We start from the raw sequence: 12549 nt of genomic DNA, 5'->3' as shown, positions 1-12549 counted from the left end.
TCGGTCAGAAGAAAAGGCGCGTCAGGCCATAAGCGAACAGCGCCACCGCCAGGGTCGAAAGTCCCAGCGCCGCCGCCAGCTTCGGCTTGACCTGCAGCAGGGCGGCGGGTCCCAGCTTGGCCGAGATCGCGCCGACGCCGGCCAGCAGCAGGAAGCTGGAGACCGTCGCCAGGGTGGTCACCAGCATCGGCGGCAGCCAGCCGAGGCCACGCACGGCGGCCAGGGCGGCGAAGCCCAGCACGAAGGCCGGCGGGCCCTTCAGCCCGGCCTTCGCCGCGCCGTCGCCCGAGCGGCTCAGCAGCACGCCGATCAGCACCACCGCCGGGCCCAGCCAGACGATCCGGGCCAGCTTGGCCAGGGCCGCCGCGCCCGCAGCCTCCGGCGAGACCGAGGAGCCCGCGCCGGCCACCTGGGCGACGTCATGGATCGACAGGCCGAAGAACACTCCCGCCTGATGGGCCGTGAAGCCCAGGGCGTGGGCGATGGGCGGATAGGCCAGCATGGCCACGGTGGAGAGCAGATTGACCCCGATGATCACCAGGGCGGTCGTGCGCTGGTTGGCGGGACTGGGCGGCGCGGCCTGGGACGCGGCCAGGGCGGCGGAGGCGCCGCAGATCGAGCAGGCGGCCGCCGCGATCAGGGCCTCGGCCAGCGGAAGTCCAAGCGCCATGCCGACGGCCGCGCCCACCGTCAGTCCGCCCAGCACCACCGCGCCGCTGGCCAGGATGGCCGGGCCGCCCAGCAGGGCGAACTCGCTCCAGGTGATCTGGGCGCCCATCAGGGCGACGCCCAGACGCAGGCCGGGCTTGGCCCAGAGATCAAGACCAGCGGCCAGTCGCGCGCCCAGCCCCAGGGCGCCGACGCCCATGCCGAGGACCACCGCGATCAGCGGCGCCGGCGCGTGAAGACCGTGGGCCAGCGGTCTGGCCAGCAGGGCGATGGCGAGGCCGGCGATCAGACCCGGCCAGAGCTTGCCGATCTCGAACCGCGCACCGCCCAGGCGGGCGACGGCGGTGTTCATCCCTGGACGGGCGTGATGTCGAGGCCCAGCGCCTTGTCCGCCATGGCGCAGCGGCGGCTCAGGCGGTCGTGCAGGCCGCGAACGGTATTGCTGCCGGTGCGCTCGAAGGCGAAGGGCAGCAGGCCGTGGACCAGACAGGCCAGGCCCGCGCCGATCAGGGTGAAGCCAAAGCTCCAGGCCATGCCCATGTGCTGACCATAGGTCTCGCCGACGGCTTCCGGATGGCGCGTGAACGACTTCAGCATGAGGGGTCCCCGATTCAACTTCAGGCGTCCAAGCATGACGGTGAATCGGAGAATGGCATTACTGGATCACCTGTCATTTCGGCGGTATGGGGAATCTCATTCTCGAATTGGCCTGAACCGAAGATGATTGATCTCGACCACATTGACCGCCGCCTCCTGTCGATCCTGCAGGAGGACGCCACGGTCGCCATCGCCGACCTGGCCGAGCGCGTGGGCCTGACCCAGACGCCCTGCTGGAAGCGGATCAAGCGCCTGCAGGACGCCGGCGTGATCACCGCCCGCGTCGCCCTGCTGGACCGCGACGCCCTGGACCTGTCCCTGACGGTGTTCGTGGCCGTGAAAACCGGCCGCCATGATGAGGCCTGGCTGACCACCTTCGCCGCCGGGGCCCGGGCCCTGCCCGAGGTGGTCGAGTTCTATCGGATGAGCGGCGAGGTCGATTACCTGCTCAAGGTCGTGGTGCGCGACATCGCCGCCTATGACCGCTTCTACAAGCGGCTGATCGCCACCGCCCCGCTCACCGACGTCAGTTCCAGCTTCGCGATGGAGCAGATCAAGTTCACCACGGCGCTGCCGATCACCACGTCTTGATCCTGTCATCGACGGCGGCTCAATAGCGGGCGGAATCGGAGAGCGACCATGGACGCGACGCGCAGAGAAGCCTTTGGCCTGTTGATCGGAAGCGCGGCCCTCGCGCCGGGGATCGCCGCCGCCGCCGACACCTCGGTCGATCCCGCCCCGCCGCCGGCCATCCGCGCCCATCTCGGCGTCACCGAAAATCCGTTCGGACCCAGCCCCGCCGCCCGCAAGGCGGCCATGAAGGCGCTGGACGAGACGCCCTATTACGCCTGGGCGCTGGAGCCGCCGCTGGTGGCGCTGATCGCCAAGCGCGACCAGGTGCGGCCCGAGCAGGTGGGGCTGTGCAACGGCTCGCTGGAAGCCCTGTCGCTGCTGCCCACCGCCTTTTCCAAGGCCGGCCCGATCGTCGCCGCCGTGCCGACCTACGCCACGCCCCTGCTCTATGCCGAGCGCCAGGGGGCCAGGCTGGACTGGGTTCCGGTCGGCGCCGACCAGCAGATCGATCTCGCCGCCCTGGCGGCGCGGGCCAAGGCGGTGGGCGCGGGGGCCGTCTATATCTGCAACCCCAACAATCCGACCGGCCTGCTGCTGGACGCCGACGCCCTGCGGGCCTTCTGCGTCGAGATGTCCAAGACCTGCCCGGTGATCGTGGACGAGGCCTATATCGAGATCAGCCCCGATCCCGAGCGCAACTCGATGATGGACCTGGTCCGCGCCGGCCACGACGTGATCGTGGCCCGCACCTTTTCCAAGGTCTACGGCATGGCCGGGCTGAGGGTCGGCTTCATCGTCGCCCGCCCCGATCGGGTGAAGACGCTCAAGAGCATGATCCCCACGCACAAGGGCCGACCCGGTCTGGCGGCGGCGGCGGCCTGCTATGGCGACGCGACCTATCTGGCCGGAGCCAAGGCCTATCTGGAAGGCTGCCGCGCCAGGATCTATGCGATCTGCAAGGCCAATGGGCTCAACTCCCTGCCGTCGCACGGGACCTATGTGTTCGTCGACAGCGGCAGACCCAACCTGACCTTCCAGAAGACCCTGGCCTCGATGGGCGTCGAGGTGCGGGTGTTCGACAGCCCGGCCCATCCCACCTGGATCCGGGTGGGCACGGCGAGCCCGGCGGAGCTGGACTATTTCGCGCAAGTGCTGCCGAAGGCGTTGAAGGCCTGAGACCACTCGCCCCCCCCCCCTGACCTGCTTCGCAGGTCGTCCTCCCCCGGAGGGGGAAGATGAAAAGCGCCGACCCCATCTTCCCCCTCCGGGGGAAGACGACCGCGATAGCGGTCCGTAGGGGGCAAGTGTCAGCGTCCTCGCGCGGAATCCGCCGAGTTATTGGGAAGGGTCGCGGAGCGTCCGGGCCTCGCCCGGAATGTGTGAGTTCTAAGTACCGTTTCGACGAAGACGAACGCTCCGCGTGATCGTTATCCCTCTGGCCGGGGCGCGCGGGTCTGGTTCAACCCTTCACCCCCATCCGAGCGCTCCTCCTCGCGACGGACCCAGCCCTCAAGCTGCAGCCACGCCGATTCCGGAGGACCCGGAACGTACCTTCGGACGGGCGGGGACCTCCGACGAGAGTTCCCCGATGGACAGGTTTACGTCCTCTGTCCTCCTTTAAGCCCAGCCCGGTCCCGCTCACGCGACTCCGGTGGCCCCGCTCGATCACCCCTGACAGCCGCCTCTGGTCGCCGGCCGGACGCCCTTCCCGTGCTGTCAGGTGAGATTGATTATGCGGGCGGTTTCAGCGCGGAGGATTGGCGCGATCAACTATTTTACAAGGTATTGATTAGGTTAGGGTTTGCTCTGGAAAGAACGGGGATTTGGCGCCCTGCATCCCCATACCTCCCGTCATTCCCGCCCTTGTGGCGGGAACCCCTGTTTCAGCTGACACGTGAAGCGCAAGCGAAGTGCGCGCGCACTTCGCCCCTCCCGCACCTGCGGCGGACAGAGGGGTTCCCGCCACAAGGGCGGGAATGACGGGAGGTATGGGATGGGCCCAAGCCACCATCGCGCCAGTGTCGGCTTTCGATACTGATCTTGAGGACGGTACGACCTCAGTCGGACGCTGTGGAGGTCCGCGCTAGGCTCCATTTCATCCGTCTCCCCGGCCTTCGCCGGGGAGACGGGTAAGGGTTTGGTCCGACTCCCCACCCCGAACAGACATCCGAAACGCCTGCTCCAAGCGCGCCCTAGTCCGGCCAGAGGTCCTGCACATCGCCCTTGCGGTTGAGCATGTGCGTGGCCCGCTTGATCACCGCCAGCAGGCGTTCCTTCCGGCCGTCCCGGTCATAGGTCAGGGTGGTGCGGGCCAGGCCTTCCAGCATGAAGCGGGCGAGGTCGCGGCTGGCCTGGAAGCGCGGGCCGGCGCCGGCGTGCAGAATCTTCAGGAAGTGGTCGCCGGCCTGGGCGCGGTCGAACTCGGCCTGGGCCGGGGCCAGCAGGGCCTGGATGGCCGGATCGGTGCGACCGGCGGCCTCGAGCTCGGCGAAGGCCATGAACGGGACGCTGTGCAGCAGGTCCCAGTAGCTGTCGATGGCGTGCTCGGTGACGTCGGCGCCCGACGGCAGGTTCTCGGCGGCGGCCCGGAACAGGGCCGAGCGCTCGGCCTGGACATGGGCCACGGCGGCCTCGACCAGCGCCTCGCGGGTGGGGAAGTGATACAGCATCGCCCCGCGCGTCAGCCCCGCCGCGTCGGCGATGACCGGGTTGGTGGCGGCGTGATAGCCGACCTCGGCGATCAGCTTCATCGCGCAATCGAGAATCCGCGCCCGCGTCTTCAACGATTTCGGGGTGTCCTTGGCGAGGCGGGCGGCGTCCATGGCCCTGACTTAGTGCGGGCCATGCTGCATCGCAACAGCCGTTCGCGCCCCGGTCCGACAAGGCGCGGCCTGGGCGGGGCGATCAGGGTTCCCGTCTGCCCGCCTGGTGAGCAGACTGCGCGCTTTCAGGGCTGACCTTGCGGAACCCCGCCCCACCTCCGGCCGGCGAGGGTTTCATTAAAGCGACATGCAATCGGCTTAAGCGCGAAGGCACTCGCCGAGGTCGCGACCAATCCGGGGGCGGATCGATCAGGCGAGACAGCCGGGGGCTAGCATGAGCGCCGAAATCGCCGTCCGCCGCTATCGCAGCATCTTCATCAGCGACCTTCACCTGGGAACGCGCGGCTGCCAGGCCGAACTGCTGCTGGACTTCATCCGCCATATCGAGTGCGAGCGCCTGTATCTGGTCGGCGACATCATCGACGGCTGGAAGCTGCGCAGCGGCTGGCACTGGCCCCAGGCCCACAACGACGTGGTGCAGAAGATCCTTCGCCTGGCCCGCAAGGGGGTCGAGGTGATCTATGTGCCCGGCAACCACGATGACCGCATCCGCGACTTCTGCGGCGTCCATTTCGGCGGCGTGGTGGTGGCCCGCGACGTGATCCACGAGGCCGCCGACGGCAAGCGCTACCTGGTGGTGCACGGCGACGAATTCGACGGCGTGGTGCAGCACGCCAAGTGGCTCGCCTTCCTCGGGGATTGGTCCTATAGAACCATCCTCATGCTGAACACCTTGCTCAACCGCGCTCGGCGGCGCATGGGATTCGGCTACTGGAGTTTCTCGGCCTATCTGAAGGTCAAGGTGAAGAACGCGTTGCATTTCATCGAGAACTTCGAAGCCGCCGTGGCCGATGAAGCGCGCCGCCGGGGGGTGGACGGCGTGATCTGCGGACACATTCACAAGGCTGAAATGCGCGACATCGACGGAATCACCTACGTCAACGATGGTGACTGGGTGGAAAGCTGCACCGCCCTCGTCGAACACGCCGACGGCCAACTTGAAATCCTCGAATGGGCGAAGATGCGCTCGTGGTCGGTGATCGACCGCGCCCTGCGCGCGCCGCAAGACGAGGCCCTGCCGGAGCCTGCCGCCGCCTGATGCGGATACTTCTCGCCACAGACGCCTGGGAACCTCAAGTCAACGGCGTGGTTCGCACCCTCACCCGGGTGGTCGACGAACTGCGCGCCATGGGCCACGAGGTCGATGTCGTCAGCCCCGACCAGTTCCCGACCTTCCCGCTGCCGACCTATCCGGAAATCAAGCTGGCGATCGGCGCCTACGAGCCCGTTCAGGATCGCTTCAAGTCGTTCGAGCCGGAGGCGATCCACATCGCCACCGAGGGGCCGATCGGCCTGGCCGCGCGCCGCATCTGCCTGGAGTGGAAGCTGCCGTTCACGACCAGCTATCACACCAAGTTCCCGGAATATGTCTCGGCCCGCCTGCCGCTGCCGCTGGCCGCCGGCTACACCTACATGCGCTGGTTCCACAAGCCGTCGGGCCGCCTGATGGTGGCCACGCCGACCATGCGCGACGAGCTGGCCAAGCACGGCTTCCGCAACCTCTCGCCCTGGTCGCGCGGCGTCGACACCGACATCTTCCGCCCCCGCGCCGAGGGCGAACCGGACCTGTTCGAGGGGCTGCCGCGGCCGATCTTCCTCAATGTCGGCCGCGTGGCCGTCGAGAAGAACATCGAGGCCTTCGCGTGCCTCGACCTGCCCGGCACCAAGGTGGTGATCGGCGACGGCCCGCAACGCGAGGAGCTGGCCGAGAAATATCCCGAGGTGAAGTTCCTGGGCGCCAAGTTCGGCGACGAACTGGGCCGCTATTTCGGCTGCGCCGACGTGTTCTGCTTCCCGTCCCTGACCGACACCTTCGGCCTGGTGATCCTGGAGGCCATGGCCGCCGGCGTGCCCGTGGCCGCCTTCTCGGCCCCCGGCCCGATCGACATCATCCCCGGCTCCAACGCCGGCGCCCTGGCGCCCGGCCAGACCGACGGGCTGAAGGAAGCCTGCCTGGCGTGCCTGGACCTGGACAAGACGGTCGTTCGCAAGTTCGCCGAGGGCTTCTCGTGGCGCGCCTGCGCCGAGGAATTCTTCCGCAACCTGCAGCCCTATCCCGAGCCGGAAAAGACCCGGTTCTGGCGGCGGCTGCGGCGGCTGGCGCGGCTGCGCAAGAAGACGGCGGCCTGACCGAAATTTTCTAGAGACTGCCGCGACGGCAGCGCCTTTCTAATCCTGCCAAGCCGCCGGCGCTCGATCGGCGGACAGCATTGGGAGGGCCAGATGGCCGAAGCCTACATCATTGACGCCTGCCGGACTCCGCGCGGCATCGGCAAGGTCGGCAAGGGCGCCCTGGCCGACATCCATCCGCAGCAACTGGCCGCCTCGGTCCTGGCCGCCCTGGCCGCGCGCAACGATCTCAACACCGCCGATGTCGACGACATCATCTGGGGCACCTCCAGCCAGCGCGGCAAGCAGGGCGGCGACCTGGGCCGCATGGCGGCGCTGGACGCCGGCTATGACGTCCGCGCCAGCGGCATGACCCTGGACCGCTTCTGCGGCTCGGGCATCACCACGGTCAACCTGGCCGCCGCCTCGATCATGTCGGGCATGGAAGACCTGGTCATCGCCGGCGGCACCGAGATGATGTCCTACACCGCCGCCACGGCGACGCCGGGCGCGATCCCGATGATGGACAACGGCAACCTGCGCCTGCGGGCCCGCCATCCCCAGTCGCACCAGGGCGTCTGCGCCGACGCCATCGCCACCCTGGAAGGCATCAGCCGTCTGGCCGTCGACGAGCTGGCCCTGGTCAGCCAGCAGCGCGCCGATGTGGCCATCCGCGAAGGCCGCTTCAGCAAGAGCCTGGTGCCGGTGTTCAAGGAAGACGGGACCCTGGCCCTCGATCACGAGGAATTCCCCCGCCCGCAGACCACGATGGAAGGCCTGGCCGGCCTCAAGCCCGCCTTCACCGCCATGGCCGAGTTCGCCCTGGACGACGCCGGCACCACCTATGGCGGCCTGATCCGGCAGGTCTATCCGGACCTCAAGATCGAGCACATCCACCATGCCGGCAACTCGTCGGGCGTCGTGGACGGCGCGGCGGCGATCCTGCTGGCCTCGCCTGACTACGCCCGCAAGCACGGCCTGAAACCCCGGGCCCGGGTGCTGGCCATGGCCAATATCGGCGACAGCCCGACCCTTATGCTCAACGCCCCGGTCCCCGCCGCCCGCAAGGCCCTGGCCAAGGCCGGCCTGACCGTCGACGACATCGACCTGTGGGAAATCAACGAGGCCTTCGCGGTGGTGGCCGAGAAGTTCATCCGCGACCTGAAGCTGGACCGCGACAAGGTCAATGTGAACGGCGGCGCGATGGCCCTGGGCCATCCGATCGGCGCGACGGGCTCGATCCTGATCGGCACGCTGCTCGACGAGCTGGAGCGGCGCGACCTGAAGCGCGGCCTGGTGACGATGTGCGCCGCCGGCGGCATGGCGCCGGCGATTATTATCGAGCGGATGTAGAAAGACCCTCTCCCTAGCGGGAGAGGTGTCGCCGCAGGCGACGGAGAGGGAAGTCGCTGGAGAATTTCAGCAACACTTCCCCCTCCGGTCGCTACGCGACCCCCTCCCCCGCTAGGGGGAGGATCTCATCAACGGAACGGCGGCTCGTCGAACGCCCGCAGCTTGCGCGAGTGCAGGTTGGGGCCTTCTTCCAGCAGCAGCTTGCAGGCCAGGATGCCGATCTGCAGGTGCTGGCTGATCGCCCGCTCGTAGAAGGCGTTGGCCTGGCCCGGCAGCTTGATCTCGCCGTGCAGCGGCTTGTCGGACACGCACAGCAGGGTCCCGTAGGGCACCCGGAAGCGATAGCCCTGGGCCGAGATCGTGGCCGATTCCATGTCGATGGCGACGGCGCGGCTCTGGTTGAAGCGCAGGGCCGACAGGCTGTGGCGAAGCTCCCAGTTGCGGTCGTCGGTGGTGACCACGGTGCCGGTGCGCAGGCGCTTCTTCAGCTGGTCGCCGGAATCACCGCTGATCGCCTTGGAGGCGTCATAGAGGGCGCGCTGCACCTCGGCGATCGATGGCACCGGGATTTCCGGCGGCAGCACGGCGTCCAGCACATGATCGTCGCGCAGATAGGCGTGGGCCAGCACATAGTCGCCGATGGTCTGGGTGTCGCGCAGGCCGCCGCAGTGGCCGATCATCAGCCAGGCCTGGGGACGCAGCACGGCCAGGTGGTCGCAGATGGTCTTGGCGTTGGACGGACCGACGCCGATATTGACCAGGCTGATGCCGTTCCCGCCCTTGGCCATCAGGTGGTAGGCGGGCATCTGGTGCTTGCGCCAGGTCGACTCCGCCACCGCCAGTTCGGGATTGACGGTGTCGGCGGTGATCACCAGCCCGCCCGAGCAGGACAGCGCCTCATAGGGGCTGTCGGGCAAGGCCAGCTGCTCGATGCCCCAGCGGACAAACTCGTCGACATAGCGGTGATAGTTGGTGAACAGGATGAACTGCTGCACGTGCTCGGCCGGGGCGCCGGTGTAGTGCTTCAGACGGGCCAGCGAGAAGTCGGTGCGCAGGCCGTCGAACAGGGCCAGCGGCCGGGTCTCTTCCAGGGCCGCGTCCCACACGCCGTCAGCGATCTCGTCGCCGATGAAGGCCAGGTCGGTGGTCGGGAAAAACCGGGCGATGTCCTCGGACCGCACATCGGCCTGGTTCAGGTCGATGCTGGCGTCCAGCACGTAGGGATAGGGGATTTCCTGGCGCGAGCGGTCGACCTCGATCTCGACGTCGAAGTCGTTCAGCAGCAGGGTCAGCTGCTCGACCAGATAGTCCTTGAACTGGGCCGGCTTGGTGACCGTGGTCGCATAGATCCCCGGGCGACTGACGCGGGCGTAGGATCGCGCCAACTTGGGCGGCAGGGCCTCGGGATCATAGATCAGGCGCAGTTCGGGATAGGCGAAGGTCCCATCGAAGCGCTGTTGCGGATCAGGCCGCGCGCCGGTTTCGAGATAGGCCTTGAGGGCGGTCCGGAGGGCGCCCACGGCGCGCTCGTATTCCTGGTTCAGCTGTTCGACGACAGCGATTGCTTTTTCTTGGTTTGACATGGGCTCTTATAGCGGCGTTTCGCGACATTTGCGAGATGGGGCGCCGCGCAAATGGGAATGATTTATTACTTAGCTTGATTGAGGGCGCCGGACCGCCTCTCCTGCCCGCAAACCCAGCCTGTTTCTCCAGCTTGACGAACGCCGGCCTGCGCCGCCTCTCTCAAGGGCATGGACGAACCCGCGCGCGTCGGCCAAAAGGGTTGAAATGCCCAGAGGGTGCGGATCGCCCGCCCTCGTACGTCATACCTACCGCCGGGCGCCGAAAAAGACTGTTCGCGCCTGCCCGGCGCCCGAGGAAACTGCATGAACAAGCGCTTCGCCTATCTGATCATCGCGTCCATGATCCTCGGGGTCACGGTCGGCTGGGCCTGTAACCAGTTCCTCGACCCGGCCCAGACCGAAGAAGCGGTCAAGTGGTTCAAGATGGGGACCGACCTGTTCCTGCGGCTGATCAAGATGATCATCGCCCCGCTGGTCCTGACGACGCTGGTCGCCGGCATTGCCCACATGGAGGACGCGGCCGCCGTGGGCCGGATCGGCGCCAAGACCATGGGCTGGTTCATCAGCGCCTCGGCCGTGTCGCTGCTGCTGGGCCTGCTGATGGTCCACCTGCTGCACCCCGGCGCGGGCCTGAACCTGACCGAAGTGACCAGCGCCGCCAGCGCCCCGGCCGCCTCGACCGAAACCTTCACCCTGCAGGGCTTCCTGACCCACCTGGTGCCGGCCTCGATCTTCGACGCCATGGCCAAGAACGAGATCCTGCAGATCGTGGTCTTCAGCCTGTTCGTCGGCACCGCCGTCGCCTCGCTGGACAACAAGGCCCCGCATATCCTGGAACTGGCCGAACAGGGCGCCCAGGTGATGCTGAAGGTCACCAACTTCGTCATGAAGCTGGCCCCCCTGGCGATCTTCTGCGCCCTGGCCTCGACCATCGCCACGCAGGGCCTGTCGATGCTGGCCGTCTACGGCAAGTTCGTGCTGGGCTTCTACGCGACCATGGGCACGCTGTGGGTGCTGCTGTTCATCGCCGGCTGGCTGGTGCTGGGCAAGCGGGTGGTCCCGCTGTTCGCCGCGATCCGCGAGCCCGCCCTTCTGGCCTTCTCGACCGCCAGCTCCGAAGCCGCCTATCCCCGCATCCTCGACGCCCTGCCCAAGCTGGGCGTCCGCCGCCGCATTGTCTCGTTCGTGCTGCCGCTGGGCTATTCGTTCAACCTCGACGGCTCGATGCTCTACTGCACCTTCGCCACCGTGTTCATCCTGCAGGCCCACGGCGTGCATCTGAGCGTGCAGCAGCAGATCTTCATGCTGCTGCTGCTGATGGTGACCTCCAAGGGCATCGCCGGCGTGCCGCGCGCCTCGCTCGTCGTCATCATGGCCACCCTCACCTATTTCGGCCTGCCTGAAACCTGGATCGCCCTGGTGCTGGGCGTCGACCACCTGCTGGACATGGGCCGCTCGGCCACCAACGTGGTCGGCAACAGCGTCGCCGCCGCCGTGGTCGCCAAGTGGGAAGGCGAACTGGACGACATCGCGCCGGACGAAGACACCGCCACGGCCTGAAGCTGACGCAAAGGTTGACTCCTGTGGCGCGAGGTTCATTCTGATTGAACCCGCCCCACAGGAGCTCCAGATGACCCGTCAGTTCGCCCTTGGTTCCGCCCTGTTCCTCGCCGCCGCCGCCATGGCCTCGACCGCCGCGTCCGCAGAGCGCGCCTGTTTCGACGCCGGCCAGGTTCGCAACTGGGTCTCCGCCGGTGATCAGGCGGTCTATCTGCAGGTCAATACGGCGGACTATTACCGCGTCGACCTGCCCACGCCGGTCAGACAGATGGACTCCCGCTCGACCAACCTGGTGGTGGGCTCCAGCGGCAGCCGGGTCTGCGACGCCGGCGACCTGCGGATGACCCTGTTCCTGACGCCGTCCTTCAACGTGCCGCTGGGCGCGACCAGGATCAGCCGGCTCTCGTCCGAGGAAGTCACCGCGTTGGGCCCCGAGAACCTGCCGGGCCGACGCTATCGCGGTCGTCGCTGAACGCTTCGGCGACTCTCCCGCATTGGCTTCGGCGTGGGAAGGCGAACGGGACGACCTCGTCCCCGACGAGGGCGCCGCCACGGCCTGACGCCGAAGCCAGCCCGCCAGATCGAACGGCCCGCCTCGCACCGCGATGCGGGCCGTCCTCGTTGATATCCGACCATCCGCACATACAGTAATTACTGTATAAGCCATTGACAGGTCGCCGCCGAAGGCCAATCTTCAAGGCAGGGACAAGTTAGGATCACATCATGAGCACGATCATGCCTATCGCCCGCGCCACCCTGACAGCTCTGGCCGCGGCCGGTCTCATCGCCTCGGCGGCCTCCGCCCAGGCCCAACCCGCCGCCAAGCCGGCTCGCGCCGACCGGCCATGCTTCTCGCTGTCGGACTGGCACGGCTGGAGCTCGCCCAGCCGCGACATCCTCTACATGAAGGTCCGCAACAAGGACGTCTATCGCCTGGACCTGGCCTACGGCTCCAGCCAGCTGAACTGGCCGGGCTCGCACATCGTCAGCGTCGTGCGCGGCAGCGACCGCGTCTGCGCGCCGATCGACCTGGACCTGCGGGTCTCCGACGGCTTCGGCATGGGCATCCCGATCCGCGCCAAGACCATCACCAAGCTGACGCCCGAAGAGATCGCGGCGATCCCCAAGAAGGACCGGCCGTAGGCTCTAGGACGGATCGACATTCAGCGGGTGGGCATACTTCTCACCGCTCATCCCCGCGAAAGCGGGGACCCAAGCGGGGC

Annotated in this window: 12 protein-coding genes and 1 pseudogene; 8 read left to right on the top strand and 5 right to left on the bottom strand. The window is 67.6% G+C overall.

What is annotated here, in order from left to right; genetic code table 11:
• Positions 1–4: 4 nt before the first annotated feature.
• Together ACQY9P_RS08965 and ACQY9P_RS08960 are read right to left on the bottom strand one after the other, a co-directional pair.
• Entirely contained in the window at positions 5–1021 is a 1017-nt protein-coding gene (locus ACQY9P_RS08965; RefSeq protein ID WP_421739603.1) for a putative sulfate exporter family transporter, read from the bottom strand.
• Positions 1018–1266 (bottom strand): DUF6356 family protein, encoded by a 249-nt coding sequence (locus ACQY9P_RS08960; RefSeq protein WP_421739604.1) that lies wholly within the window; start codon positions 1264–1266, stop codon positions 1018–1020. The genes ACQY9P_RS08965 and ACQY9P_RS08960 overlap by 4 nt, the downstream gene beginning before the upstream one ends.
• Before the next feature lie 123 nt (positions 1267–1389).
• On the opposite strand from ACQY9P_RS08960, the gene ACQY9P_RS08955 reads away from it, so the two are divergent.
• Both ACQY9P_RS08955 and ACQY9P_RS08950 read left to right on the top strand, forming a co-directional pair.
• Complete coding sequence (locus ACQY9P_RS08955; protein WP_421739605.1) at positions 1390–1857, top strand: Lrp/AsnC family transcriptional regulator; 468 nt, start codon at positions 1390–1392, stop codon at positions 1855–1857.
• A gap of 48 nt (positions 1858–1905) precedes the next feature.
• The gene (locus ACQY9P_RS08950) at positions 1906–3015 is read left to right on the top strand and encodes a pyridoxal phosphate-dependent aminotransferase (protein WP_421739606.1); all 1110 of its coding nucleotides are present in this window, start codon (positions 1906–1908) and stop codon (positions 3013–3015) included.
• Positions 3016–3682: 667 nt separating this feature from the next.
• Here the strand turns inward: ACQY9P_RS08950 and ACQY9P_RS08945 are convergent.
• A pseudogene (locus ACQY9P_RS08945) lies at positions 3683–3858 on the bottom strand (hypothetical protein); the annotation flags it as partial.
• A gap of 173 nt (positions 3859–4031) precedes the next feature.
• Positions 4032–4661, bottom strand: a complete 630-nt coding sequence (locus tag ACQY9P_RS08940; protein WP_421739607.1) for a TetR/AcrR family transcriptional regulator — start codon at positions 4659–4661, stop codon at positions 4032–4034.
• 274 nt (positions 4662–4935) lie between these two features.
• Between ACQY9P_RS08940 and ACQY9P_RS08935 the strand changes: the two genes are divergently transcribed.
• The 3 genes from ACQY9P_RS08935 to ACQY9P_RS08925 all read left to right on the top strand — a co-directional run bounded on the left by ACQY9P_RS08935 (position 4936) and on the right by ACQY9P_RS08925 (position 8183).
• The gene (locus ACQY9P_RS08935; RefSeq protein WP_421739608.1) at positions 4936–5760 is read left to right on the top strand and encodes a UDP-2,3-diacylglucosamine diphosphatase; all 825 of its coding nucleotides are present in this window, start codon (positions 4936–4938) and stop codon (positions 5758–5760) included.
• Positions 5760–6851 carry a glycosyltransferase family 4 protein gene (locus ACQY9P_RS08930; RefSeq protein ID WP_421739609.1) on the top strand — a complete coding sequence of 364 codons (1092 nt, stop codon included), beginning with the start codon at positions 5760–5762 and terminating at the stop codon, positions 6849–6851. The genes ACQY9P_RS08935 and ACQY9P_RS08930 overlap by 1 nt, the downstream gene beginning before the upstream one ends.
• A gap of 93 nt (positions 6852–6944) precedes the next feature.
• Positions 6945–8183 (top strand): acetyl-CoA C-acetyltransferase, encoded by a 1239-nt coding sequence (locus ACQY9P_RS08925; protein WP_421739610.1) that lies wholly within the window; start codon positions 6945–6947, stop codon positions 8181–8183.
• Positions 8184–8311: 128 nt separating this feature from the next.
• Here ACQY9P_RS08925 and ACQY9P_RS08920 read toward each other — a convergent pair whose 3' ends face one another.
• Positions 8312–9766 (bottom strand): AMP nucleosidase, encoded by a 1455-nt coding sequence (locus ACQY9P_RS08920; RefSeq protein ID WP_421739611.1) that lies wholly within the window; start codon positions 9764–9766, stop codon positions 8312–8314.
• A 303-nt stretch (positions 9767–10069) separates the two neighbouring features.
• On the opposite strand from ACQY9P_RS08920, the gene ACQY9P_RS08915 reads away from it, so the two are divergent.
• The 3 genes from ACQY9P_RS08915 to ACQY9P_RS08905 all read left to right on the top strand — a co-directional run bounded on the left by ACQY9P_RS08915 (position 10070) and on the right by ACQY9P_RS08905 (position 12469).
• Complete coding sequence (locus ACQY9P_RS08915; RefSeq protein WP_421739612.1) at positions 10070–11326, top strand: dicarboxylate/amino acid:cation symporter; 1257 nt, start codon at positions 10070–10072, stop codon at positions 11324–11326.
• A 70-nt stretch (positions 11327–11396) separates the two neighbouring features.
• Positions 11397–11798, top strand: coding sequence for a hypothetical protein (locus ACQY9P_RS08910; protein ID WP_421739613.1), 402 nt, complete (start codon positions 11397–11399; stop codon positions 11796–11798).
• Between the two features lie 251 nt (positions 11799–12049).
• Entirely contained in the window at positions 12050–12469 is a 420-nt protein-coding gene (locus tag ACQY9P_RS08905; RefSeq protein WP_421739614.1) for a DUF6491 family protein, read from the top strand.
• Positions 12470–12549 lie beyond the last annotated feature (80 nt).

Source organism: Caulobacter sp., assembly GCF_965279145.1.
Lineage (GTDB): Bacteria > Pseudomonadota > Alphaproteobacteria > Caulobacterales > Caulobacteraceae > Caulobacter.
This window is presented reverse-complemented; position numbering and strand designations above follow the sequence as displayed.